Raw genomic sequence first — 26154 nt, 5'->3', positions numbered from 1 at the left:
TCTTTTATATAATTTTAGTTAACCAATTCCTTCTAAAAATTATAACAGATAATAGAAAGTCTATTTTAAATTATTTAAATAATCTATTTTTTATTAGGGTGCATATTTTCTTACAGAACTCACATCATACGACTGTAATAATTTATTGAAAAGGAGAAAATAAAATGATAAAAAAGATGAAGATATTAATCGCTATTCTTATAATAGGGTTCTTAACAGCATGTGGAAATGATGATGCTAAGGATGACAAAGCAACAGATACGACAACAGATACAACACAAGATGGGAATATGGATCCTAATGCAACAGTTGATACTGGGAACGATGGAGAAATTGGTGAAGAAGAAGGAAAAGACGTTTCTACAAACGGAGATCAAAAGGTTGATGTAGCAGATGACGTGGCTGCAAAAATTGCAGAATTGGATGAAGTAGATGTTGCTCATGTGTTAGTGACGGATACAAATGCATATGTTGCTGTTAAAGCGAAAGAAGGAACAGAAGATAACGATGAGTTAAAAACTCGTATATCTGAAAAAGCTAAAGAAGGTAAAGGTAATTTAAATTTTGAGAACGTGTATGTATCTTTGGATCCTGATTTTGTTGGCCGTATGGAAGAGTACGGAACAAAGATTAAAGAAGGGGAGCCGGTTGAAGGCTTTTTTCAAGAGTTTAATGATACAGTACACCGTGTATTCCCAGACGCACATTCACCTGAATAAAAAGGCGAAGAGGTAATTCTCTTCGCCTTTTTCTTATTTTAACCCGATATTTGCTTTGACATCGACCTCTGCATATTTCTTCTGATCTGCTCTTGCTCCTATAAATGTGCCTATATAGCCACCCAAGAACCCAGCAGGTACTGAAAAAATCGCAGGGTTAGTTAATGGGAAAAGAGCTGTACCATTAAATAAATGAGTGCCATCTGTTCCCCAAAGGTTTGGACTTAAGGAAACTAATACTAGAGCAGTAACTAGCCCGGTGACAATTGCTGTCATAGCTCCAGTGGTATTGAACTTTTTCCAATAGATGGTGTAGATGATCACCGGTAAATTAGCACTTGCAGCGATACAGAATGCTAGTGAAACTAAGAACGCAACATTCATCGTTTGTGCTCCTAAGGCTAAAACAATAGATAGAAGTGAGACCCCAACAGAAGCAAAACGAGCCGCTCTCATTTGCTGTTTTTCAGTTGCTTTTCCTTTCTTTATGATTTGTCCATAAATATCATGGGCAAATGCAGATGCACCTGATAGCACTAGTCCTGCTACTACTGCTAATATAGTGGCGAAGGCAACAGCAGATACGAAAGACATGAGGATATCTCCTCCTAGTGCCTGCGCTAGTAATGGTGCTGCCATGTTTCCTGCTGAGTTTGCAGACATAATGTCGCTAGCTCCTACAAAGTAAGCAGCTCCGAAACCTAGGAAAATAGTAAGAACATAGAAGATACCTACAATCCATGTTGCATACACCACAGAAGAGCGGGCAGTTTTAGCATCTTTTACTGTGAAGAATCGCATAAGAATATGAGGTAAGCCCGCTGTTCCTAATACTAATGCGATCATCATAGAAATTGTGTCCAAGCCATTCGTATACTTTACTCCAGGATTTAAGAAGTTTTCTCCTTGCTCTGTAACCGTTTTCATCTCAGTGAACATACCAAGGATATTAAAGTTGAATTTCCATAATACTAAAAACGAGATAAGGACTGTCCCAATCATTAACAATACAGCCTTAATAATCTGTACCCAGCTCGTTGCAGCCATTCCACCCCAAAGAACATAGATGGTCATCATTGTTCCTACGATTAGTACAGCAATCCAGTAATCAATGCCTAGTAATAGTTGTATTAGTGCACCTGCACCCACAAGCTGTGCAATCATATAGAACAAAACGATTGTAATAGTGCTAATCGCGGCAGCTCCACGTACTTTCTTTTGGTTAAAGCGTGCATTAATCATATCGGCTAGCGTATATTTCCCCAAATTTCTTAGAGGCTCTGCTACGATGTAAAGTACAACTAAATATGCTACTAAGTAACCTATACTATAGAAGAAACCATCAAAACCAAAAAGTGCGATAGCTCCGGCAATTCCGAGGAATGATGCAGCAGAAAGGTAATCTCCTGCGATGGCTATCCCATTTTGCCAGCCAGACAAACCTCCACCGGCAGTGTAAAATTCACTAGCAGAGTTAGTTCGTTTGGACGCAATGTATGTGACAAATAGAGTTAAAGCTACGATTCCTACAAAAAATATAAGACCGACTGTACTCATGCCATTCATACATAATCACCTGCCTTTTCCTTTTCGATTATTTCTTCCGCATCCTTATCAAACCCCTCTGCTTTACGAACATAGATCATACATAAGGTCCAAGTCATGATGAATTGAGCAAGAGCAAAAACCCAAACCCAAGTTATATCTCCAATTGCTGGCTTGTTTAATATAGTTGTATAAGACGTTAAAATTGGTAAAGAAATATAAAATAGCAGAAAGAAAATCGTTATTGGAACGATAAAATTTCTTTTCTTCTTTTTTAAGGCAACAAATTCAGGGCTGTGTGCAATAGCCTCATAGTTGTAAAGTGGTGGTTCCTTTCCGCTTTTTTTCACTTTTTTAGAGGTTTTTTGAGGACTAGCAGGGTTTAATACACTTCCAGCTTTCTTTGGCATTTTCCTTCCTCCTTCAACTTTACTAGCTTTCTGAATATTAAGTTAGAAAACTGTATTTTAATAATAGGGAAAAATAATAAAAATTACAAACAAAAAATTATAATATTGTAATTATTTAGAAAATTATATTAATATAATACAATTTTTTCTTTTCTAAAATGTTTTTGCTTATGGACGGGTGCAGAGAACTTTTACGATACGTTAACATGTGCATGGCGAGATTGTATTTATGGAATTTTTCTACAGGATGAGAGGGATAACTAAGGAGTATATAGTTTGTGTTTTACTAGTTGAGTGCAATAAAAAATTAACCTTTCTAAATATAACCAAATTAAAATAGTGATTGATAATTTAAGTAATCCTTAAAAAATGCTAACATATATAAGTTGGACTAAAAAATCTAAAAGGAGGTCTGTTCATGAGTAATGTTTCAACTCTAGAAAAAACAATGCGCTGCAATTTAATGATGACTAATAATGCTCGCAAAGGAATACAGGAGTGGTCAGCTGATGAACACGACTTTTTTAATATACAAAAATCGTTTCAAGTTTACATTGAGAAACGTCCGGTTAATGCACAAGGAAATATCTCGCTTTCCTTATACTTTGACAACATAGAGAACTTGCAACTTACTGAAAAACTGGATGGCAAGGTAGCAATAATGGACTGTGTTCTACAGAACAATGGGTTTCTTGCAACCGGATTTCATGTACGGGGATCTCGAGTGCCGGTGCAGACAAATAGAAGGCTACCAATTAACCTATCATTCGTTACATCAAAAAATAACGGTGCTGGGTTACCGATACAGTTACATACAAAGATACGAGAGTTACCTGTAGCAGAGGAACGCTCTGAGTACGTGAAGAAGCGGATATCAAGCTGGGAAGGTTATTTAAAAATACAGGAACGAAATGCGGATATTGCAGATATAACTGCAAGCTTTTCTAAACTTATATTTAACGAAGATTTTAGTAGGATGTCATTAGTAGGCTGTGAAGTTAACGGTAACGAATGGAATAAAATAAGAGGGCTTAGCATTAGCTTCAAGGGTTACCAAAATGACATTGGGGATGTATTAAAAGCAAATAGGAATAAAAACACGATTGAAATAGAGCTAAGACCAAGGATTAGGGAAATGGCAAGGAAAAATAGTTTGAACCCTAAAGCTAAGGAAGTGGTTTTTAGTAATTTTGCAACCCTTAGTCAAATACGTCGACTACGAAAAGGTTTTGAGGATCTTCAGAATGGCTTAGCAGCAAATGCCAACCTAGAAAAAATTCTATTTGAAGATCGTCCTACAATTAGAATTACGAATAAACAAAAGGAACTGGAATTCCATAATAGGCTTAATGAATTTCAACAGGAGGCAGTCGTTGGTGCTATGTCTGCAGAAGACTTATATGTTATTCAGGGTCCCCCAGGCACGGGTAAAACAACTGTTATTTCCGAAATATGTCAGCAGAATGCTAAAGCTGGACTTCGCACCCTTGTAGCCTCTCAGTCAAACTTAGCGGTAGATAATGCCCTTAGTAGGTTACTATCTAACAAAGAAATTCGTATATTACGGTTTGGTAGAACGGAGAGCATAGAAGAAGAAGGGAAAAGATTTATAGAAGAAAATGTGGGGCAGTATTGGAAGGAACAGACGCTTGCAACACTTTCCGATGTAATAGAGCATCATGCTTCTCAAGAAAACCTACTAAAAGACAGATTGAATAATATTGTCCTAGAGACAAAGAGTCTTGATGAAGAAAAGCAACGTTTAATAGAAGCTATTGAAAAGAAAGTCATAGCACAGACCGAGTATGATGAACGTAGTCAACAAATAAGAGCATTAAAAAAATCCTTAGTTTCATTAAAAAAGGAACGTGAGGAAATTGAACTCACTATTCAAAGTATTGGTCCTGCAGTTCAACAACTAGCTCAGGATATAAAGGCTATGGAGCAGTTCCTGGAAGCTAATCCTTCAATAGATCAATTAACAGAACAAACGGAGCAGCTAACGAAGAAATTGGATAGTATCCAAGATCAGATATTGTATCAAAAATCAGTACGTTCTTTACAAAAAGCTCAACAAGAAATAGAAAACACGAGAGAACAACATCAAAAACTTCAAAAAAAATTAGGGGCATTAGAAGCTCTTAAAAAAGAAATCCAAACAATCCGTAAGGTGGATGAACTGAAGGAGCGTCTAAAGCTATGTGGGATTGTTCCATCATTTCTTGTTAACCGCCAGATGGAAGAGTTGGATTTGTTAATTGAAAGCATAAAGTCTTCAAGTGATTGGCAGGAGTTAAATGCTCGATTGAGCTCGGCCATAGCATTTATAGAAAAACTACTAAAAAAACATAAGTACCCTGTAGAGTCAGTCAAAAGCAATATGGGCAGAAGTGGTGTCGTTTTTGATTCCAACTACACGGTTAAAGAAATTCACCAATTTATGAACAGATTAAAGCATATTATGACTTCAGATGAAGAAGAGCTGACTACTGAGAAATTAGCTATTCTGCTAGAGGGTCTTTATGTAAGAGAGAAATTTGTTTTAAAGCAACAAGCAAGCATTCAACTGTCTAAGAGCAATTCCATTACCAAGTATCAGGCTATCAAGGCCCAAGTAGCCACTGAATTGGAAAACGGGTTCAAAGCTATTAATAACCAAACAAGAGAGTTAATAATTGTTGGGACAAATCAGAAACACCAACTTACCAATTTAGAGAAACAAATTAAGGACATTTCCGCTGAATCTGGTGACTTTGAAGGCCTTCCAACACAAGAGGCTCTTGAAACCAGCTTGTTAGATAAACAAAAAAAGAGAGCAGCTCTGGATGAAACATTGGAGAAAGTATCGGTTTACAGCGCGAAGTTAGGCCACAAAAAGGCTGAATTAGAGAAGCTTAAAACTCAACTTCAGGAGCAAGAAGATATTCTACAAAAAAATGAACAAGAAGCTAAGATGGTAAATGCAGAAGGTCTAGACCAGGAAAAGCGCTTAAAGATTTTAGATGAAATCATACTCCAAAATCCAGAAAATGCATTAAAGAAATTGGAAGAGAGCTACACGGCTTTAGAAAAAGAAAGTGCGCAGATACACATTGAATTAGAGCGCCTACCTATAACTCAAGCTCTTCAAACGGAATGGTTTTCTCTTTTACAGGAAGCTAACGATCATGACTTAGATGAGATAAGAAAGCTATATGTGCGTCATGCGAATGTGATTGGGACTACTTGTGTTGCATCTGCTAGAAAAGAATTTATGGAGAATTATCCAACCTTCGATGTTGTCATCATTGACGAGGTATCCAAAGCTACACCACCAGAACTCTTGTTGCCGATGTTAAAAGGAAAGAAGATTATTCTAGTAGGTGATCATCATCAGCTTCCTCCATTAGTTGGAGAGGATACGTTAGATGAAACGCTTCAGGCTATTCTTGAAGAAAGCGATAGCTTCGAAGAAAAAGAAGAGTTGAAAAAGTTGCTCAAAGAGTCTCTTTTCGAACGTCTCTTCAAAAATTTACCTAAGAGCAATAAAACAATGCTAGCGATTCAATATCGAATGCATGAGAGTATTATGGAAACTATTACGCCGTTTTATGAGGAAGAGAACTACAGGTTACAATGTGGCCTAACCGATTCTGATGCGATGAGGGACCATTTATTAGATTCTGAGATTGTCAAAAGAACCGACCATCTTCTATGGGTTGATATGCCTAATGAAAAACGATACTTTGAAGAACGTATGAAGGACGGTAAGAGTAGATTCAATCAAGCTGAGCTCGATTCAATTAGAAAGATTCTCATTGACTTGGACAAAGCTACAGAGAAAGCTAAGCAAGAGGGAAGAATGGAGCAACATGAAAAGAAAAGCATTGGAGTTATTAGCTTCTATGGTGAACAAGTAAAAAGAATTGATCGACTCATTCAACAGGAAATGAACTTAAAGCATTTGCATTTTAGAACTGGAACGGTAGACAAGTTTCAAGGAATGGAAATGGACGTCATCCTTTTGAGCATGGTACGTAACAACCAGGACAAGAGTGGAGACATTGGATTTGCTAATGATTATCGTCGACTGAATGTAGCATTATCTCGTGCTAGAGAGCTGCTAGTCATAGTAGGCAGTGTGGAAATGTTTACGAAACGAGCTAAGCAAAAAAGCTCCAGAGAAATGTATGGTCGTTTAAAAACAATAGTAAAACAGAAGGAAGGCTTTCGTGATCCAGATGTGATTGGACAAGGGAGTCGCATAGGAGTTTAAATATGCAATCATTACAAAAACGCTTAGAAAAAGAAATTTACCAAAATTCTAAGGTGAAAATAATGGAATCACTAAATTGGTGTGTTCCAGTCCATACAATTGAAGTGGAATATAAACGAGTGAAGCGTACAAAAATGGACGTACTGATGAAAATGATGTTAATCTCCTTTCAAAAAGCGAATATTAACACCTCTGCCCAGCTTAGTGAATTGTTGATGGTGGAGCAGCTATTCATCGATGATTTAATAGAGGTTATGAGAAAGTCAGGTTTAATAGAAAAAAGAGAAGCTAATATTGTACTAACGGCAAAAGGTAAACAACAACTAGAACAGGGAATCTTCGAAGAGGAGCAGGAACCTGGGACACATCATATACTGTTTAGTCCTACCCATAATAATTTTTTAACCGGAGATATAAAGCCTGCCTCAGAAGGTGAGGAGCTGCTCCAGGTGTATAGATACGCTAAAGATGAAAAAAAGCTGGCTATAGAACAAGCAATTCTGTTAGACGCTCTACATCAATCTAACATGGAAGATCATGAAGGAGAGGAATTAATAATCATTTCCGAAATTATCTCATCTACTGAAATGTACATTGATGATATCCCGTGCTTAGAATACATTATTTATAATGAGCAGGAGGACCTGTTTTTCGCAAGAGTATGGAATACGCTGACCGATCAATGGGACGAAGCACTAGAAACGCAGTTAAATGAAAAAGAACGACTGCGTTGGAGAGAGAAATTTTTATAATCATTATAAAAAAACTGAGGATGCCCCCAGAGTTTTACAAACCGTAAAATTCTGGGGGCGTTATTATTGTCTGTAGAGCTCTTTGCAAATGACTTAATTATCACTAGTCATTGCATTATGTCGTGGGCCGGATGATAATCAGCTTATCTAACTTAACCTATTTAGTAGTAGCCTTGTAATATTCCTCTATAGGTACAAACAAACCAACCTTACCATGGCTTTCATGCTCCAGGGTAGCAAAAACTATACCAATAACAAGGCCTTCTTGATTAAACACCGGACTTCCACTATTGCCTCTGTACACAGGGGCCTCCATCATCATGATAGGTACATCCCAGTCACTTAATTGGTAGGGTTCTATTAATGTTCCCTCATTGGCTATCCCTGTAAAGCGCAATGGATTGCCGATAAAGATGATAGGATCACCTTGCTTAGCTTCCATTTGCTCAGCTAAGGTTAAATACGGGAAGTCTTCATTGCTGGAGACTTGCAAAACGGCTAAGTCAATTTCGGGATAGGATTCTATCACATCAGCTCGAAATCGCCCATCATCAGGGAAGCCGACAGTAATATTATTTTTGTCTTCAATTACATGATAATTGGTTAGAATGATCCCGTTTTCTGAAATGGAAAATCCAGTGCCTTTACTATCGTCTGTGAGAACAACTACAACCGATTTCTTATACTCTGCTATATTCTCCTGAGCTGATAGGCGAGCTGACGTTTTGACGAATTCAATAGCCGGAATGGAGTAAACCTGCAAGATAATACCAATAGTATTAATAAATAAGACCAATGCCATCAAGTAAAAGATCCACTTTGGAAATGGGCGCTTTCGTGTAGGAAGGTTTTTTTCCTCTTTAGCTTTGAGCAGTGCCTCAGCTTGTGCCTCCAAAACTAATTGTTGCAATTCTTCATCATCAATATCCTCTTCCCATTTTTCCTTTTTTCGATCATCAGGCATCTTACTCACATCCTTACTGATTGCAACTTGTACATCTATTATACATAAATGTTGTCTATTAATTGGTAAGATAAGAATTAATTTCACTTGAAATATGAGTACAAAAGGTTTAATATATGAATACAAGCTGCATTGTGCGTATGAATATTAAGTTTTAACCTTTATGCTGTAACAGGGAGTTTTATATAGAGCCGGAATGACAAGCTTCATTCTCTTTTAGACAATGAAGACATGCAAAGAAGGTATCTGCGAACACCCACTTTGAGGAGTGGTGGTTTAAAACTTTCATATAAGATACGGCAAAGGCGGCTTCCTAATAAGAATTTTATAGCAAGATATATAGACACTCTTACCAGAGATGGTAAGGGTGTTTTTTGTGTTAGATAAAGAAAAGCAATAAAGGGGAAATATGTCATCGACAGCAAATGAATATGAAGGAACAATTAAAATTTTTAGAAAGATTTCAGCGAGTAGTCATTTGTAACATGCAGTTTTTTTCTGTCATAAATTTATTATCTCCCTAACACTATCCTGAAATACCTTTGTCATCTTAACATGTTAAGCTAGGGGTCGTTAGTGAAAAGGAGGAAATTCATTTTATGAAAAAACACATTGTAGCACTAACTGCTATTGCGGCACTATCAGTAGGGACAGCAGGACAAGCTTCTGCATCAAGTGTTCACACGGTAGAAAAAGGTGACACTCTTTGGTCAATTTCACAAGAGAATAATGTCAGTGTAGAAAATATACAAGTATGGAACGATTTAGATTCAACAATTATATACCCATCACAACAATTACAGGTAGAGGAATCTACAGGAACTTATACAGTTGTTTCGGGAGACACTATCTATGGTGTTGCGGTTATGTATGGGATGAGCGTTACCGAACTAATGACAAGTAACCAACTTATAGATGACTTAATACACCCCGGTGATAAGCTAGTCGTTAGTGGAGATAAGGTGCAGCCACAAGTGAGTGCATCTCAGAGTTCAGCTAATAGCTCAACCCCTAGTAAACCAGCAGCATCAACGGATGTAAAAGAATTAACCGTAACCGCTACTGCATACACTGCTTCCTGTGAAGGCTGTTCAGGAATTACTTCAACGGGGATCGACTTAAATGCGAACCCCAATCAAAAAGTGGTTGCAGTAGATCCTACTGTCATACCTCTTGGTTCCAAAGTTTGGGTTGAAGGTTATGGGGAAGCCATTGCTGGAGATATTGGAGGCGCAATAAAAGGAAATAAGATAGATGTTTACATGCCTTCTTATAATGATGCGATTAACTGGGGTCGTCAATCGGTGAAAGTTAAAATACTTGACTAAAGTTTTAAAGATAAACAAAAATATTATTTTATTGGTTAAAAGAGGAATATTATAGGTAGGTATTTGTTATTCAAAGGATAATAATTACACATAAAGTAATTTCAAACCCTTTTATTCCATATTAATTACTAAATGTAATTAATTACTAGTAAATAAAAATGCTCATAATGGGTATAATATTGGTATGAGAAACAGTTGATAGCTGAAGAAGATCTCCCTTCGTCTTTCTCATCCGATTTTATATAAAAAATCGGGCCCCACTGTTGAAGAAGTGGGGCTTTTTTTATATTAAAAATTAAACAAGATAAGTATATTGATTGGAGTAATTAGGTATTAAATAAATCGATACCCTAACTCACGAATAATTTAAACTCAGCAGGGTACTTATACAGAATAATAAATGTTAATGAGGTGATAAAAGTATGAAATATCACTCAAAAATAGAAGAAGGTGGTTGGGATGACAGTCACCGTCAGTGGCCGCTTCCAAGCCTGCCCTGGGTAATGCAACAAACTTGGAACGATCTCTTATTTGCACACTACCCGATTAAAATGGATAAACTACGAAGCTTAGTCCCAGAGGCCTTAACAATTGATTCTTTTGATGATGTCGGATGGATTGGCATTGTTCCTTTCCAAATTACCAAAAGCAGGATGAAGGCAGTACCCCCGATTCCTGGAATATCAGCTTTTCCTGAACTTAATGTAAGAACGTACGTCTCAGTAGATGGTAAGCCAGGTGTGTATTTCATAAGCATGGATACCACCAATTTACTGGCGGTGAGTGGAGCAAGAACCTTATATCATTTGCCTTACGTAGTAGCTGATATGAATGTCAGTTATAAAGAGGAATTTGTAAATTATGATAGTAAAAGATTAGATGATAGTGGAGCTCTTTTAAATTGTAGCTATAAGCCAATTTCAGATCCTTATTATCCACAAAAAGGTTCATTTGACGAATGGATGGCTGAACGCTATTGTCTATACACGGTAAATGGAAGTGAAGAAGTCAAACGGTGTGACATTTTGCATGAGCCATGGCAATTGCAAAAAGCTGAAGCAAATTTTAATTTGAATACAATGTTATCTCATCAATCTATTTTTGTAGAAAACAATACACCTATTCTTCATTTTTCTAAGAGGAAGAAGGTCCGTATATGGTCACTTGTAAATCCCTAGAAGGAATAATGTGTAAGGAAGCAAATAACTCCATTTGCTTCCTTTTTTGTGTTTTTTTAAAATGTCGGATTCTCTGCAAAATAGTGGAAATGTTTAAAAGGCACTATTCACGCAAAAAGAGTTGTTTAGAAAAATAGTTAAACATTAATTTGTGTTGGGTATTAAGTAATGATTAAAAAATGGTTCTTAATAATCGTTGTAAATAATTAAAACGCATAAGAAACCTTTCATATATGCCCTTTTTTAATTTAATAATGAAAAGTATATATACCTAGAAGGTATTAAATGGAGTGATTAAGCAATAAAAAAGATCTCTATTTAGGTTAATTTATTCATTTTTCAGAATAAACTAATTCTTACTAAAATTTTAAAATAACCTTGTCCTTTGAGAATAAAGGGTTTAAGAATTATTTTTAAAATTTTGTCTCTCCCGAAAAGATCTAAATACCTACAAAAAATAAGCGTAAAGTAGGCGTATACAATCAAATTGGAATATTTGAACTAGTTAGCGTCAAAATTCGACAAAAATCCTTTGGATTATAGTATATAGTTGTAAATACATCAAGAGCTTTTGTTCAGACACCATGGAATCTGTTTACCTAAACTTACAATTAGGAAAGGGGGAAAGGGTGTTTTTGTGTTTCCTATGTGGTAAAGAACCTAGATTAGTAGGAGTAAAAGATCCAGCTAAAATCAGAGGAGGAATGAAAGTTGAGTAGGAGCAGTAGACGAACTAAACGAAACAAGGCCGTCAGTATCGCAGCAACTTTACTTATGACATTTTCACTGATCGCTCCCAATGTAGTTAGTGCAGAAGCGAACAGCAAATTGCACCAGTCATTGCGAGATTCAAGTCCGAACAGTATTTCTGTCAAGGATAAAATGAGCAGTAGATTACTAGAAGACTTTAAAGAAGATGAAAAGGTTACTTTCTTGATAAAGTTCAAAGAAAAGGCTGACTCGGCAAAAGTAGCTTCAGAGGCTAGAAAAAATGCCGAGTCGAAAAATCTTTCAGCTCATAACACAAAGCTGATTCAGAGGTCAGCAGTTGTGTCAGAACTAAAAACCACTTCCATGGAATCACAAGAAACTGTGATGGAGTTTCTTGAACAAGAAGTTTCCAAAGGAAATGCTAGTGATTTAGAATCTTATTATATCGTAAATGGAATGTCTGTAACAACGACAAAAGAAATTGCTGAAAAAATTGCTACCTTTCCTGAGGTAGAAAAAATCCTTCCAAATGAAACACGTCAGCTGTTTGTTACTAAAACTAAAGACGCAGTAGCACCTAAAGCTGAGGTTGCAAATGTGGAATGGAATATCGACCGAGTTAAGGCACCACAAGTCTGGGAAATGGGCATTGATGGATCTGGTACTGTAGTCGCAAGTATTGATACGGGTGTTCAATGGGATCATCCAGCCCTTAAAGAAAAATACCGTGGGTACAACAAAGCAACAGGTCAAGTATCACATGACTTTAACTGGTTTGATGCGACTTCTTCAGCAAGTCCAACACCTTTCGATGATCAAGATCATGGAACGCACGTAACTGGAACGATGGTAGGTAGTGAGCCAAACGGTTCTAATCAAATTGGTGTTGCTCCAGGTGCTAAATTTATTGCTGTTAAAGCATTTACAGCTTCCGGTGGTTCTGACGTTGATTTATTAGAAGCTGCACAGTGGATATTAGCTCCTACTGATGCAAGTGGAAATACACGAGTAGATTTAGCTCCAGATGTTGTCAACAACTCATGGGGTGGCGGAGCAGGACTAGATGAGTGGTACCGCGATGTTGTAATCAACTGGCGTGCTGCTGAAATATTCCCAGAATTCTCTGCAGGAAATACTACTTTTTCTAACCCAGGTGGGCCTGGTTCAGTAGCGGCACCATCTAACTATCCTGAGTCTTTCGCAACTGGCGCAACGGATATTAACAATATAGTTGGAAGTTTCTCTCTTCGCGGTCCATCTCCATATGCTGAGATTAAACCTGACATTTCAGCTCCAGGAGTCAACATTCGATCTTCTATCCCTGGTGGCGGATATGAAGGTGGTTGGAATGGAACTTCTATGGCAGGACCAGCTGTATCTGGTGTTGCTGCATTACTTAGACAGGTAAATGCAAATCTTACAGTAGATCAAATGGAAGAGATTTTATTAAATACAGCTATTCCTTTAACAGATACCCAATATACAACAGTGCCAAACCATGGCTATGGATATGGTTTAGTAGATGCTGAAGCTGCAGTGTCTTCTATTCTTACTGGACTTGGTACTTTAAAAGGACAAGTTACTAAAGAGGGCGAGGATAATGAAGCGCCAGTTCTTGAACACTCTGCTCCTTCTGAAACATATGAAGGTATGGCTTTAACTTTAACTGCAAATGTTACAGATGATATTAGTGTTTCTTCTGTAGTATTAAAATATCAAGATGAAAACGGAGCTTGGCAAGAAATCGAAGCTGGGCGCTCATCTGGTGATTTTAAGTCTGGAGTATACACAGTAGTGGTCCCTGGAGATCTAATCACAGGCACTTCCTTTAAATACACTTGGACTGCAACAGATTTTGGTAACAACGAAGTAACAAGTGAAGAGTATACAATAGAAGTAAAACCTGGCGTTACTGTAGGATACTCAGAAGATTTTGAAGCACAACCAACTGGATGGTACTCTTTTGGGAACCAAAACAGCTGGGAGTGGGGCGTACCAACATCTGGTCCTGGAAATGCAGCATCTGGAGAAAAGGTATATGCTACTAATCTAGCTGGTCAGTATGCAAATAATATGAACGCAACACTTGTGGCACCTCCAATTGATTTGCCAGAAGGAAATTCATATCTTCAGTTCAAGCAGTGGCATAATTTTGAACAAGCTTCATCTGGTACAGCTTGGGATTATGGACATATAGTTGTTTCTACTGACCAAGTAAACTGGACACAGTTATTAAGGGTTACAGGAATATCTACAGCATGGGGAGATGTAGAGGTAGACCTTTCTGAATATGCGGGTCAACGTATCTATCTTGGATTTAATGCATTTTCTGATGGAAGTGTACAAAGAGACGGTTGGTATATTGATGACGTAGCTTTAACGGATGTTTCTCAAACTGGTACTGTTTCAAAAGGAAAAGGTAATAACAATGGAAATAGCAACAATGGAAATTCAGCTATCACAGGCGGTAAAGGAAATAACAATCAAAAAGATATTGACGTGAAAAAACCGGCAGTAGATCCAAATAAAATTAAACCTGTTTTACCTGAAGTAAAGGCAGCGCCACCAGTAGTGGAAGATACAAATGCTCCTGCATTACTACCACTTGGTGCACAAGTTAGCGTACTTGAAACAAATCGCTCTGTTTACACAAACCCAGCAGATGGTTCTTACTCAATGACCCATGCTGCAGGTACATTTACAGTAAAAGCAGAAGCTTATGGTTTCGAGTCTGAAGAAAAATCAGTAGTGATTGAAGCAGATGAAACAGCAACTGCAAACTTTACTTTAGATGAAGTTGAACAAAATACGATTAGCGGTACAATTACAGATGCTTCTACAGGAGAAGGAATTGCTGGAGCAACTATTCTTCTAGTAGAGGATGCAAATATCTCACCAGTCGTTACTGATGAAAATGGTAACTATGAGATTACTGCATATGTAGGAGAGTACACGTTAAAAGTTATCGCTCGTGGCTACCATGGTCAAGAAGTTTCTGTAACAATTGACGGTGAGCCAATTACAAAAGATATCGCTTTAGAACCTTTTTACACTTATCCAGGTGGGGAAATTGGTTACGATGATGGAACTGCAGAAAATGCAAGAGCATTTAACGCAGCTGGAAATGCATGGTCTGTAAAAATGTCACTTCCTGAAGGTAAGGAAAGTGGAATTGTAACAGATGGAGTATTTAAATTCTGGACAACAGAATGGCCAGTACCAGGTGGAACAGCATTCGCAGTAGAAGTTTGGGATGCAAGTGGTATTGATGGAGCACCAGGGAAAATGATTGCTGGTCCTGTTAATGCAACAGCATTACGTAATGGTGATTGGACGGTTGTTGACTTAACGGAACACAACATCGTTGTAAATGGAGACTTCCATATGGTGTATCGCCAAACATTTGCAAACCCTAACACTCCAGGTCTAGCTACAGATGAAGATGGACCAAATGCTGGTAGAAGCTACCAAGGAGTTTCAGGTGCATGGACTCCTGCACCTGCTGCTGAGGGTAACTATATGATCCGAGCTCGTGTAAGCTACGAGGTTGTAGGTCCAGTTATCACTTCACCTGAACAAGGTTTAGTGACTAACGAAGAAAACATTACAATAGAAGGATCTGCGTCACCAACTACAACTATAGAGTTGAAGCAAAATGGTGAAGTAGTAGGATCTACTGAGGTTGGTAATGACGGTAAATTCGCACTTGATGCAGTATTAACTGAAGGTGAAAATGAATTTACAGTTGTATCTACTTTAGATGGTCGTGAAACTGGAGAGTCTGCACCAGTAACAGTTACTTTAGACACTCAAAAGCCTGAATTAACTATTACAAAACCAGTTGATGGAGAAAAAACAAATCGTGAAAGTGTTACTGTAGAAGGTACTATTGCAGATGCTAATTTGGAATATGTTCATGTAAATGGACAACCAGCAACAGTAACTAACGGCAAATTCTCTAAACGTATCCTTTTAGAAGAAGGATTAAATGAAATTACTGTAGAGGCGAAGGATGCAGCAGGAAATGTAGAAACTAAGACAATTAAGGTTACTACTGACTCCATTGCTCCAGAAATCTCTAACCTAAAACCAGCAACAGATTTAAATCTTAAAACTGGCCGTAGTGTTAAAATTGAATTTGACAGTGAGCCTGGTTTAAAACCTACATTTGTTATTCATATGCCACTTACAAATGTTGGAGATGTACAAAATGCTACAGAATTACCAATGATGGAAACTGGTAATGGCCATTATGTTGGTTATTGGACAGTGCCAGCAGATACAGTAGCAAATGGAGCAGTAATCGAAGTAATAGCAATTGATGGCTTTGGAAATGAAACACGTCAAAAAGCAGCAGGTAAATTGTTTATTAATGTTGATGCTCCAACCTCTTCACAGCCAGCAGTAGATAAACCGGCTGAATTAGAAGAGCCTGTAAAAGAAACAGAAGAGAACTAAGAAATATTTAACACAAAAAGTCAGTGAGATATCCTCGCTGACTTTTTTGTTTTTAAAAATATTCATAACATTCGGTAAAATATGATAATATTAGAATAATAGAAAATTATGTAAACAAAGGGGATAGGTATGAGAAGAGAATATAATATAAAACATATTTTTTTAGTAATTGCTGCATGCGTGGTTTTATTTTCACCAATTTATATTTTATTAATGCCAAATATTGTAGCCGATACTATCTATTATGATAGAAACTCGTGGCTTACTTATGTACCATCTATTAATTATTGGGTATTGGGGATAAGTGTTTTTACGTTTGCTTTGTGCTTTGTTCTTCTGGGATTATTAAAAAGTTGGAAGATCTCTATTCCAACTGCATTAATTGCTTTTGCTTTAAGCGTGGTAACGTTTTATTATGCTTCCTTGTCATATATTTCACTTAATGAGGACCAAATTTCTTATAGAAAAATGTTTTCAACAGAAAAAGAAATTTATCAGTGGGAAGAGTTAAATAAGGTTTCCTATTATATGGTAGACGAAAAATCTGAGGAACTTCCTTATTACAGCTTTTACTTTAATAATGGAGAAAAGTTTACGATTAAAGAGAACACTCATGTATTAGATGTAGCATCAAGCATCAGGTGGAGGGTAAAGGCAGCTGAGGTTCCTATTGAGCATGTAGAAACTTGGAATGAATAATAGCGCTTATGGAATTATGATTATTTGTTATCGATGTTTTCCTTTTATCAAAAACCTGGAAAAATAAATACTTATATAATTTAACTACATACTAACTAAAAGGAGGATGATCATAAAAACACGGTCATCCTCTTACAAGTACATGTATTAGATATGATGTCCTAAAGAGTGCTGAAATTAAGGAGAAGTTTAATATATGGCTTTTACTTTTTGCTGGAAGGGCAGCTTTAAAGCATTCTTAGTAATGCTTCTCTTCCAATCATTCCAGTCTCAATACCTAATTTCTCTGCCTCTAAAGTAACTGATTCCAGCGGAGCATTTATAAGCTGTTCAATTGTTTTTACTCCTACAGCTCTGCCTGCAATTATGTTCCTATCTTTTAACTTTTCATTGAGCAAGCCAACATCTAATGCTCCACACATAATGTAACCTTTGTCATTGGAAACGGTTAGCAAAGTCGTTTTTGGAAGCTCAACTGAAACAGCTATAAATGTGTTTCCATCGATGTCAACTGGGTGCACTTTAATCAATAAATATTCACTCCTTTAAGCTTTCCCTTCAGATTATGTAAGAAGTAGGAAATAGGTGAATATTAACGAGCTAAAGTTTAAGGATCCCTAAAATATTGCATTTAAAATTTTAGTTTTGATATAAAGGATAACCATAATCATTAGAACAATGCAGTTAAAAGGTTTGAAAAAGTTTTTTGTCTAAAATTTTATTTCTTGTATATATCAAAAGATTTGGCACAATATAATCTCACAAGGAGGTGAGAGAAATGTCAAACAACAACAACAAACTACTTGTACCAGGTGTTAAACAAGCTCTTGACCAAATGAAATATGAAATCGCTCAAGAATTTGGAGTACAACTTGGAGGAGAATCTACAGCGCGTGCTAACGGATCCGTTGGCGGAGAAATTACTAAGCGTTTAGTAGCTCAAGCTCAAGGACAAATGAGCGGTTTTCAAAAATAATTAAATTGAGACCGGTGGCTTTATGCCATCGGTTTTTTGTTTTTGAATTATGTTTTGTAATACCGAATACTTTCTCATAAAAAAAGCTTTGTTAAAGTTATTGGTGGATTTTGACTAATAATTCTTTAGGAACATTCAAATGGCTATTAAGAACATAAATAGATTATAAAATCGAGGTTGGGGACAGTTTTAAGCTTTGTTGATACGAGTAAATTATTTGCGCTTTAGATGCTCAAGCTGTTTCCATGTATTGAATTGGAGCCCCAGACGACATAAGCAGGGATGAGTGAGACAGATAAGACATCACAACCACGCGCGTAAGCGATGGGTGATGGCTTATAGCTCACCCCGCGAAAAAGCGTCCGGCTGGTGCGAAAAATCAATTCTACTCTCTGATTTAAAGATTTCTTTGCATTATAAATCAACCCTACCCTTTAACATAGCCTAAAAAAGTAAGAAAAAAGGTAACGAAGAAAATTCTTCGTTACCTTTTTTTAACTTACCACTGCAATTATTCCTTCTTTTTCATCTAATACAAGCTCTATACCGGTAGAGATAGGATCTAGGTTTAAAAATTCTCTCATTGTTTGGCGTAAAGATTCAATAATGTCTAGAGTACTTAAATTATACTGTTGATTATTTACATATGCCTCAGCGGAAAAACCAGTTTCGTCATCATACATTAACTCCACTTCAACTGCTTCCGGGTTAGCATTTACTTTACGACCAAAGTGAACGCAAATAGCATTAATAATATTTTGTTCCGGTACTACTAGTTTTTCCATGTATGTGGTTCCTCTTTCTTTTTCTTGTCTTTAAAGATGTTGATGATCTTAAGGATAAGAATAACAATTACTGCGATAGCAGCAGCATTAATTAAGAAACCTAATATGGAACCAAGTATACCCATGTTTGCAAAAAGACTACCAAAGAGTAATCCAGCGAGACCACCTATGAAAAGACCTTTCATCAATCCACCAGCCGTAAATCCACCTTTGGAGTTTGTGTTAGATGATTTATTTGTAGCTGTTGTAGAATTATCGTTATCTTTTTGAATATTAGAATTCGTATTGGAATTATTCGTATTGTCATTTGAATTATTATTAGAATTAAAACCTTTTTTTCCTGACTTGTATTTCTTAGCTTCAGCAGTTATATCGTCTTGAAAGACAAAATTGCCCACTGAAGAAAAAACAAGCGTGATAGTAAGTAGTGCGACTAGAATTTTCTTCAAAATTTAAAACCCTCCGTAAAATAGTTATTAGATTAGACTTACAGTATTACCTTATACTATTTACGAAAGAATGGAAAGAAAGTTTCATTTATATAAAAGATTATAGTTCAACTTGAAGAGAGCGACGTTGAATCTCACTTTTCAATAAAGCTAAAAAGTCAGGGCAAAGGTTAAGTTCCTTAGCAGTAAAATATGATTCTAATAATAGATCATCCGACATTTTACTCATTTCATTTCCTCCTAATAGTTAAATGTTCTTATATGTGAAAGGGCTTTAAGATTAAATAATTGTTATTAACATTACTTTACCAAAAAGTACTATTAAGAACAATCGTTCTTTTTATCCACAGTATATGGGTATAAGATGTTAATAAGTTGTTTACATGTTTGTCAAAATCATATTTATCTAGTGTGAATTCTGTGTGTAAACTTATCCACAAAGAATGAAAAAGGCGAATTTTGTCGAAACCTTTTTGGAATAAAAATCATTTTTAACATCTAAGCTGCTCCTTTAACGCATATGTTATATGATAATTTTTTTTCCTACTATCTAATAAATTTTTAGTTTTCTTTTTACTTAATTACATGGAAAAACAAAATATTTCCTTTTATCAATACCCGTTAAAATATGTGCTTAAACATAAAATAATTAAATTTTTTAAAAATTTAATTAAAATTCTTCTTTTTCTTGTTCTTCCTTGTCGTCAACTTGATTGTCATCGTGGTCTACAGCATAATTGGCGTCTCCAAGTAGACCTAAAGAGATGAATGTAGCTGCTCCGATTTTTGCTTTATTTTTTTCAGTAAACATATTTGTTACCTCCGTGCCTTATAATTTTTCATTAAAGAATTTATCTTAATAATACATACCTCTGGTAGAAGGAAATAAACATCTAAAATGTAGTTGAAAGCTATTGTAAGTAGGATGGGTAAGCATCATCTTATAATTAAAATTTATAAAGAGGAATAGGAACCATAGTGTATAAGATAGAAATAATTATAAGAAGAAATGATATTGACTATAAGGTTAGAAAGTAGAAAGAGCGGTTGTATGGAGTTGATCACGAGTTTGGAGAGTGATATATGCAGGTGAAATGGGATACTTGGTGTGGAGAATTTTAAATCTATTCTATAGTGTGTGATTTCAGTTATACAGAGGCAATCTAACAAATTTAGAATTATTAGCGAGAGCTATAAGAACCATTACTTGTGGATGTAAACATTTGTCTGCAAAGGTACCTGGGAGGATAATTCTATAACGTCATTGTTGTACATTCTTATACAACCAAGTGATACTTCTTTTCCTATTGAGCTTGGATCGTTTGTCCCGTGTATACCATAATGAGGCTTAGATAATCCCATCCACAATGCCCCATATGGACCTCCTGGATCTACCTCCTTATTTATAATCATATAATTACCTGTTGGAGTAGGGGTTAAGACTTTTCCTACTGCAATAGGGTATGTTTTTAACAGTTTGCTTCCGTCATAAAGCTTCAACTGACGTTTTGTGACTGATACATCAATCCAAAGTGTCAAAAAATCAACTCCCGATATATTATTTCTTATTATATGAGTTGATTCGTAAGATGGATAACCAAAAATGAATGGTTATATACATTATGAAAAAGTGTATAGAGGAAGCAGGGGCTCCCTTGGTGTAGCCTATACACTCCTCCAAGTAGAAGCAAACTGTTAAAACAAAGGAAGAGCGCACTTAAGAGATATTCAAGTCCTCAAATAATTTTGCATTAACTCGATATCCTTGCTAAAGACCCGATCTTCAGTTATGGAGGGAATAAATGTACGGATCTCCTGCCACTTTTTAAGCAGTTTTGGAGCCATCAGCAACTCATTACGATACTCGACTCCTTGTACTGCACAAATAGCCTCGATAGCGATTACCCCACGGGCATTTTGAATGATTTGATAGGCATGTCTAGCCCCAATGGTTCCCATGCTGACATGGTCCTCTTGGTTTCCGGAGGATGGGATAGAGTCGACAGATGCTGGGTGAGCCAGTGTTTTATTTTCAGATACTAAACTAGCGGCAGTGTATTGTAAAATCATTGCTCCTGATTGTAGGCCAGGCTCTGGGCTTAAAAATGGCGGGAGACCAACATTTAATTGTGGGTTCACGAGTCTTTCTACCCGACGTTCGGAAACGTTAGCAAGCTCGGCCATTCCCACCTTTAAGAAATCCATCGCAAAGGCTATTGGTTGACCGTGAAAGTTTCCCCCGGAAACAACTATATTTCCGTCTTCTACGATTAATGGATTATCCGTGGCTGCATTCATTTCTATCTCAAGTTTTTCTTTTACATAGGAAAGCACTTGCCATGTGGCTCCGTGTATTTGAGGTATGCATCTTATGGAATAGGCATCCTGCACTCGCTGTTCCCCTTGTTTAGTGACTAGTTGACTTCCTTCCAACCAGTACAGCATTCGTTTAGCGACGTCTATTTGCTCCAGGTAACCTCGTGCTTCATGGATAGAAGGGTGAAAGGCGTCTGTAATCCCATGGAGGGCTTCCATTGTCATTGCAGCAATCCACTCGCTTTGATACGCAAGAGTCTCAGCTTCTAGCCAGTTAATCACTCCTTGAGCAGTCATTGCCTGAGTTCCATTTATTAAGGCTAACCCTTCCTTAGCTTCAAGTACAATTGGCTGTAGTCCATGTTCACTCCATACATTTGCAGCAGGAATATGCTTGTTAGCTTCCCAAACAAATCCTTCGCCAATTAATACAAGGGCTAAGTGTGATAGAGGTGCTAAATCTCCAGATGCACCTAGAGAGCCTTGGGAAGGTATTACGGGATGGATATGATGGTTTATCATATAGGCCAGTCTTTCTAATACCTCGAGACGTATGCCTGAAAAACCCTTCATCAGAGCATTCAAACGTAGAATGACCATAGCTCTTGAAACTAACTCTTCAAAAGGAGTTCCAACTCCACAAGCATGAGAACGTATCAAATGTAATTGAAGTGCATGAACATCCTTCTCGTTTATACTTACATCGCTAAATTTTCCAAAGCCCGTATTAATTCCATACACGATTTCTCCGCTACTAACAATTTTCTCTACGGCTCTTCTACTGTTTTGTACAGCTTTTATAGCTTCTTTATCTAATGTTATTTTCTCGTCTTTATAAAGAATGGCTCTCATTTGTTCCAATGTAAGGCCATATCCTTTTAAGTGAATCATATTTTCCACTCCTACTTTTTTTATAGCTTTCAAATCAATTATTTGATGTATTTTACTCATTTGCCTGTCGGGTCAGAAATAGGCGCCTGCGCTTTTCTTGATGTCTAGCTCCGTCGGGGTCAAATGGAAAAAAGCTCCGGTGGCTGAGGAGCTGCCTCCTCGCTTTCCCCATTTGCCTTTCGGGGCAGGAATAGGCGCCTGCGCTTTTCTTGGTGTCTAGCTCCGGCGCCTTGCCCCTCGGGGTCAAATGGAAAAAAGCTGCGGTGGCTGAGGAGCTGCCTCCTCGCTTTTCCCCATTTGCCTGTCGGGGCAGGAATAGGCGCCTGCGCTTTTCTTATATTCTATCGGAATATTCCATTTTATTAAGCTTTTTTAGAAGAAAAGTAAAAATTTCTCACATGCTAGTAGAGTGTCTTGATAGTGTGCTAAACGGGAGGGTTGTAACGAAGTTTCTTCACAAACGTCTATTATTTAAAACAAAGGGGGTTTTTAGAAGTGTCTAGACTTAATATTATTCTAGTATTTATAGCTATTATATTTTTAGCTGGCTGCAGTGCACAAGACGAGGAAAAGGCAGCTGTAACAGAGTCTATGAAGGATGTAGAGTATTCAAATGATATCGGTGAGGCAGAGGACTCTTCAAAGGAAGAGAGTATTACTGAAGCAGAGGAAAGTACAACGAACCCAACTATTTCTCAAAGGAAAATTATTCATAAGGCTAATATTAGTGCAAACGTCAAAGAACTAACGGTAGCTCAAGAAAAAATCACAGAAAAAGTAAGTAAATATAACGGATATATTGTAGAATCTAATAATTTTCAAGAAAGTGATTCTCGTAGTCATGGACGTATGGTTGTCAGAGTACCTGAGGAGCATTTTGAGACTTTTTTATCAGAAGCTGAAGGACAGGTAACTAAGGTATTAGAGAGGAATATAACGGGGGAAGACGTAACAGAGCAGTATGTAGACTTAGAGTCCCGATTAAAATCAAAAAGAGCAGTAGAAGCTCGATTGCTAGTATTTATGGAAAGTGCAGAAAAAACGGAGGATCTTTTAAAGATTTCAGCTGACTTGGCAAAAGTACAAGAAGAAATAGAAGTAATAGTTGGGAAGATTAAATATTTGGATAATCAAACTTCCTTTTCCACAATAGAGCTGAACTTTTATGAGGATCGCGTAATCGTACCAAGTATTGAAAATAAGGAATTAAACACATGGGAGAAGACAAAGAAGCAATTTGTTCAAAGTGTGAATGCGCTATTAATGATTGGATCTTGGATTATAGTGTTTCTATTAGGCAATTTACCAGTCTTATTAGTGATAGGTATTGTTTCCTTTTTGAGTATTTGGTTTATAAGAAAAAGAAGGAAAGATAAAGAATGACCTTCATTCAATAGAAAAAATTTAAGGAGATGAAATAGCGATAGGTATAAACAAATAAGAGACAACTACAAAGTTATATGTATCATTAATTCCTTCCCGTCATATTATGTATAAAAGATGCCCCTGAATGGAGGGAAACATGGATATCTTAAGTAAGGTTAAAGGTTATCGAGAAGCGGAAAACCAGCTGAAATGGGAAGGTACGTTCAGGGAATACTTGGAGATTCTGAAAGAAAGACCAGAAGTTGCTCAAACTGCACATGCAAGAGTATACAGCATGATTAAAAGTGCGGGGCATTCGGATGAAAATGGAAAGAAAAGCTATAAGTTTTTTGAACAGGAAATGTTTGGTTTAGACGAAGCGTTAGAGCGTCTGGTAGAAGAGTATTTCCATCCGGCAGCAAAGCGTTTAGATGTTCGGAAAAGAATTTTATTGTTGATGGGTCCCGTGAGTGGTGGTAAATCTACTATTGTTACATTGTTGAAGAGAGGTTTTGAGGAATATTCAAGAACTGATAAGGGTGCTGTCTATGCTATTAAAGGGTGCCCTATGCATGAGGATCCGCTTCATTTAATCCCAACTCATCTTCGAGAAGACTTTTTTGAGGAATACGGAATTCGAATAGAAGGTAGTCTATCACCTCTGAACTCGATGAGGCTGGAGCAGGAGTATGGCGGTAAAGTAGAAGATGTCTTAGTGGAGAGGATTTTCTTTTCAGAGGACAAAAGGGTAGGGATAGGTACTTTTACTCCATCTGATCCAAAATCTCAAGATATCGCTGATTTAACTGGAAGCATTGACTTTTCAACAATTGCTGAGTTTGGGTCTGAATCTGATCCAAGAGCATATAGATTTGATGGGGAGCTAAATAAGGCTAATAGAGGAATGATGGAATTTCAGGAGATGCTGAAGCTGGATGAAAAATTCCTGTGGCATCTACTATCTCTAACACAGGAGGGTAATTTCAAAGCTGGTCGTTTCGCGCTTATCAGTGCAGATGAGCTGATTGTAGCCCATACCAATGAAACGGAATATCGTTCGTTTATCTCTAATAAAAAGAATGAGGCGCTACATTCACGTATTATTGTAATGCCAATTCCTTATAACTTGAAGGTTAGCCAGGAAGAAAGAATTTATGAAAAGATGATTAAAGAAAGTGATATGAACCATGTCCATATCGCTCCCCATGCCTTAAGGGCGGCAGCTATATTCTCTATACTCACAAGATTAGAGGATCCAAAGAAACAAGGAATCGATATAGTGAAGAAAATGAAGTTGTATGATGGGGAAAACATTGAAGGTTTTAATGAAATTGATGTTGAAGAGCTTAAAAAAGAATTTACTACGGAAGGAATGCATGGAATTGATCCGCGATATGTGATTAATCGCATTTCCTCCGCCATTATAAGAAAAGAAATCCCTTCTATAAATGCATTAGACGTTTTACGTGCGTTAAAAGAAGGTCTTGATCAGCATGCTTCTATTTCTGAAGAGGATCGAGAAAAGTATTTAAACTATATTGCTATTGCACGAAAAGAATACGATGAGATTGCTAAAAAAGAAGTTCAGAAGGCTTTTGTTTACTCATATGAGGAGTCGGCAATAACGCTAATGAATAATTATTTGGACAATGTTGAAGCATTTTGTAACAAGAACAAAATGAGAGATCCATTAACTGGCGAAGAGATGAACCCAGATGAAAAATTAATGCGCTCCATAGAAGAACAAATAGGCATATCTGAAAATGCAAAAAAAGGATTCCGAGAAGAGATATTAATTCGCCTTTCAGCCTATGCAAGAAAAGGGAAGCGTTTCGAATATAATTCCCATGAACGCCTAAGAGAAGCAATTCAAAAGAAACTATTTGCTGATTTAAAAGATGTAGTGAAAATTACTACATCTACGAAAACGCCAGATGAAGCTCATTTGAAAAAGATAAACGAAGTAGTTGCTAGATTGATTGATGAACACGGATATAATTCTACTTCAGCCAATGAATTATTACGTTATGTAGGAAGTCTTCTTAATCGATAAAGCCATGAAAAAACAAGACTAATATGTTTCATTGGTCTTGTTTTTTTTATACTAATTTGGATTGTAACTATCCTCGGGGTCAAATGGATAAAAGCTCCGGTGGCTGAGGAGCTGCCTCCTCGCTTTTCCCCATTTGCCTGTCGGGGCAGAGATAGGCGCCTGCGCTTTTCTGATTGTCTAGCTCCGGCGCCTTGCCCCTCGGGGTCAAATGGATAAAAGCTGTGGTGGCTGAGGAGCTGCCTCCTCGCTTTTCCCCATTTGCCTGTCGGGGCAGAGATAGGCGCCTGCGCTTTTCTGATT

The 26154-nt window shown here is 37.0% G+C and carries 21 protein-coding genes and 1 other RNA gene; 11 read left to right on the top strand and 11 right to left on the bottom strand.

The annotated features are described in order from the left end of the window. Positions 1-164: 164 nt before the first annotated feature. Positions 165-719, top strand: coding sequence for a YhcN/YlaJ family sporulation lipoprotein (locus HF876_RS11410; RefSeq protein WP_169360183.1), 555 nt, complete (start codon positions 165-167; stop codon positions 717-719). 33 nt (positions 720-752) lie between these two features. Here HF876_RS11410 and HF876_RS11405 read toward each other — a convergent pair whose 3' ends face one another. Continuing rightward, complete coding sequence (locus tag HF876_RS11405; protein WP_169360218.1) at positions 753-2276, bottom strand: solute symporter family protein; 1524 nt, start codon at positions 2274-2276, stop codon at positions 753-755. A gap of 5 nt (positions 2277-2281) precedes the next feature. Continuing rightward, complete coding sequence (locus HF876_RS11400) at positions 2282-2674, bottom strand: DUF485 domain-containing protein (RefSeq protein ID WP_169360182.1); 393 nt, start codon at positions 2672-2674, stop codon at positions 2282-2284. A 418-nt stretch (positions 2675-3092) separates the two neighbouring features. Here HF876_RS11400 and HF876_RS11395 point away from each other — a divergent pair, with 418 nt between their 5' ends. Then, complete coding sequence (locus tag HF876_RS11395) at positions 3093-6929, top strand: AAA domain-containing protein (RefSeq protein WP_169360181.1); 3837 nt, start codon at positions 3093-3095, stop codon at positions 6927-6929. Between the two features lie 2 nt (positions 6930-6931). Then, positions 6932-7681, top strand: a complete 750-nt coding sequence (locus HF876_RS11390) for a hypothetical protein (protein ID WP_169360180.1) — start codon at positions 6932-6934, stop codon at positions 7679-7681. A gap of 157 nt (positions 7682-7838) precedes the next feature. Here the strand turns inward: HF876_RS11390 and HF876_RS11385 are convergent, their stop codons facing one another. Then, complete coding sequence (locus HF876_RS11385) at positions 7839-8645, bottom strand: S1C family serine protease (RefSeq protein WP_169360179.1); 807 nt, start codon at positions 8643-8645, stop codon at positions 7839-7841. Between the two features lie 121 nt (positions 8646-8766). On the opposite strand from HF876_RS11385, the gene ssrS reads away from it, so the two are divergent. From ssrS to HF876_RS11360, 5 genes are all read left to right on the top strand, one after another. Continuing rightward, positions 8767-8961, top strand: a non-coding RNA gene (gene ssrS, locus HF876_RS11380) — 6S RNA. Between the two features lie 283 nt (positions 8962-9244). After that, complete coding sequence (locus tag HF876_RS11375) at positions 9245-9973, top strand: LysM peptidoglycan-binding and 3D domain-containing protein (RefSeq protein ID WP_169360178.1); 729 nt, start codon at positions 9245-9247, stop codon at positions 9971-9973. A 422-nt stretch (positions 9974-10395) separates the two neighbouring features. After that, positions 10396-11151, top strand: a complete 756-nt coding sequence (locus HF876_RS11370; protein ID WP_169360177.1) for a YqjF family protein — start codon at positions 10396-10398, stop codon at positions 11149-11151. A gap of 774 nt (positions 11152-11925) precedes the next feature. Next, positions 11926-16320 (top strand): S8 family peptidase, encoded by a 4395-nt coding sequence (locus tag HF876_RS11365; RefSeq protein ID WP_169360217.1) that lies wholly within the window; start codon positions 11926-11928, stop codon positions 16318-16320. A gap of 129 nt (positions 16321-16449) precedes the next feature. After that, on the top strand, positions 16450-17019 hold the full coding sequence (locus HF876_RS11360; RefSeq protein WP_169360176.1) for a hypothetical protein: 570 nt from the start codon (positions 16450-16452) through the stop codon (positions 17017-17019). 227 nt (positions 17020-17246) lie between these two features. Here the strand turns inward: HF876_RS11360 and HF876_RS11355 are convergent, their stop codons facing one another. After that, positions 17247-17549 (bottom strand): YunC family protein, encoded by a 303-nt coding sequence (locus HF876_RS11355; protein ID WP_169360175.1) that lies wholly within the window; start codon positions 17547-17549, stop codon positions 17247-17249. A gap of 248 nt (positions 17550-17797) precedes the next feature. Here HF876_RS11355 and HF876_RS11350 point away from each other — a divergent pair, with 248 nt between their 5' ends. Next, positions 17798-17995: an alpha/beta-type small acid-soluble spore protein gene (locus tag HF876_RS11350; protein WP_169360174.1), complete on the top strand. Its 198-nt coding sequence runs from the start codon at positions 17798-17800 to the stop codon at positions 17993-17995. 494 nt (positions 17996-18489) lie between these two features. Here the strand turns inward: HF876_RS11350 and HF876_RS11345 are convergent, their stop codons facing one another. The 6 genes from HF876_RS11345 to hutH form a co-directional block, all read right to left on the bottom strand. Next, the gene (locus HF876_RS11345; protein ID WP_169360173.1) at positions 18490-18780 is read right to left on the bottom strand and encodes a DUF2653 family protein; all 291 of its coding nucleotides are present in this window, start codon (positions 18778-18780) and stop codon (positions 18490-18492) included. After that, complete coding sequence (locus HF876_RS11340; RefSeq protein ID WP_169360172.1) at positions 18768-19229, bottom strand: hypothetical protein; 462 nt, start codon at positions 19227-19229, stop codon at positions 18768-18770. The genes HF876_RS11345 and HF876_RS11340 overlap by 13 nt, the downstream gene beginning before the upstream one ends. Positions 19230-19329: 100 nt before the next feature. Continuing rightward, the gene (sda, locus tag HF876_RS11335) at positions 19330-19458 is read right to left on the bottom strand and encodes a sporulation histidine kinase inhibitor Sda (protein WP_169360171.1); all 129 of its coding nucleotides are present in this window, start codon (positions 19456-19458) and stop codon (positions 19330-19332) included. 441 nt (positions 19459-19899) lie between these two features. Beyond that, positions 19900-20040, bottom strand: a complete 141-nt coding sequence (locus HF876_RS11330) for a hypothetical protein (RefSeq protein WP_169360170.1) — start codon at positions 20038-20040, stop codon at positions 19900-19902. 392 nt (positions 20041-20432) lie between these two features. Beyond that, positions 20433-20768: a L,D-transpeptidase gene (locus tag HF876_RS11325; RefSeq protein ID WP_169360169.1), complete on the bottom strand. Its 336-nt coding sequence runs from the start codon at positions 20766-20768 to the stop codon at positions 20433-20435. Positions 20769-20957: 189 nt separating this feature from the next. Further along, positions 20958-22436, bottom strand: coding sequence for a histidine ammonia-lyase (hutH, locus tag HF876_RS11320; protein WP_169360168.1), 1479 nt, complete (start codon positions 22434-22436; stop codon positions 20958-20960). 495 nt (positions 22437-22931) lie between these two features. Between hutH and HF876_RS11315 the strand changes: the two genes are divergently transcribed. Both HF876_RS11315 and HF876_RS11310 read left to right on the top strand, forming a co-directional pair. Next, positions 22932-23819 carry a DUF4349 domain-containing protein gene (locus HF876_RS11315; protein ID WP_346764073.1) on the top strand — a complete coding sequence of 296 codons (888 nt, stop codon included), beginning with the start codon at positions 22932-22934 and terminating at the stop codon, positions 23817-23819. Positions 23820-23958: 139 nt separating this feature from the next. Next, entirely contained in the window at positions 23959-25854 is a 1896-nt protein-coding gene (locus tag HF876_RS11310; RefSeq protein WP_169360167.1) for a PrkA family serine protein kinase, read from the top strand. Between the two features lie 79 nt (positions 25855-25933). Here HF876_RS11310 and HF876_RS19160 read toward each other — a convergent pair whose 3' ends face one another. Continuing rightward, the gene (locus HF876_RS19160) at positions 25934-26062 is read right to left on the bottom strand and encodes a hypothetical protein (protein ID WP_277347109.1); all 129 of its coding nucleotides are present in this window, start codon (positions 26060-26062) and stop codon (positions 25934-25936) included. Positions 26063-26154 lie beyond the last annotated feature (92 nt).

The organism is Psychrobacillus sp. BL-248-WT-3 (assembly GCF_012843435.1).
Lineage (GTDB): Bacteria > Bacillota > Bacilli > Bacillales_A > Planococcaceae > Psychrobacillus.
Note: the sequence above shows the minus strand (reverse complement) of the source record. Positions and strands in the feature narration are given on the sequence as shown.

Coding starts and splice junctions, on each gene's coding strand:
- HF876_RS11360 (WP_169360176.1), top strand. CDS start 16,450: ATGAGAAGAGAATATAATATAAAACATATTTTTTTAGTAATTGCTGCA.
- HF876_RS11410 (WP_169360183.1), top strand. CDS start 165: ATGATAAAAAAGATGAAGATATTAATCGCTATTCTTATAATAGGGTTC.
- HF876_RS11365 (WP_169360217.1), top strand. CDS start 11,926: ATGACATTTTCACTGATCGCTCCCAATGTAGTTAGTGCAGAAGCGAAC.
- HF876_RS11390 (WP_169360180.1), top strand. CDS start 6,932: ATGCAATCATTACAAAAACGCTTAGAAAAAGAAATTTACCAAAATTCT.
- sda (WP_169360171.1), bottom strand. CDS start 19,458: ATGAGTAAAATGTCGGATGATCTATTATTAGAATCATATTTTACTGCT.
- HF876_RS11375 (WP_169360178.1), top strand. CDS start 9,245: ATGAAAAAACACATTGTAGCACTAACTGCTATTGCGGCACTATCAGTA.
- HF876_RS11395 (WP_169360181.1), top strand. CDS start 3,093: ATGAGTAATGTTTCAACTCTAGAAAAAACAATGCGCTGCAATTTAATG.
- HF876_RS11385 (WP_169360179.1), bottom strand. CDS start 8,645: ATGCCTGATGATCGAAAAAAGGAAAAATGGGAAGAGGATATTGATGAT.
- HF876_RS11350 (WP_169360174.1), top strand. CDS start 17,798: ATGTCAAACAACAACAACAAACTACTTGTACCAGGTGTTAAACAAGCT.
- hutH (WP_169360168.1), bottom strand. CDS start 22,436: ATGATTCACTTAAAAGGATATGGCCTTACATTGGAACAAATGAGAGCC.
- HF876_RS11310 (WP_169360167.1), top strand. CDS start 23,959: ATGGATATCTTAAGTAAGGTTAAAGGTTATCGAGAAGCGGAAAACCAG.
- HF876_RS11370 (WP_169360177.1), top strand. CDS start 10,396: ATGAAATATCACTCAAAAATAGAAGAAGGTGGTTGGGATGACAGTCAC.
- HF876_RS11405 (WP_169360218.1), bottom strand. CDS start 2,276: ATGAGTACAGTCGGTCTTATATTTTTTGTAGGAATCGTAGCTTTAACT.
- HF876_RS11400 (WP_169360182.1), bottom strand. CDS start 2,674: ATGCCAAAGAAAGCTGGAAGTGTATTAAACCCTGCTAGTCCTCAAAAA.
- HF876_RS11345 (WP_169360173.1), bottom strand. CDS start 18,780: ATGGAAAAACTAGTAGTACCGGAACAAAATATTATTAATGCTATTTGC.
- HF876_RS11330 (WP_169360170.1), bottom strand. CDS start 20,040: ATGTTTACTGAAAAAAATAAAGCAAAAATCGGAGCAGCTACATTCATC.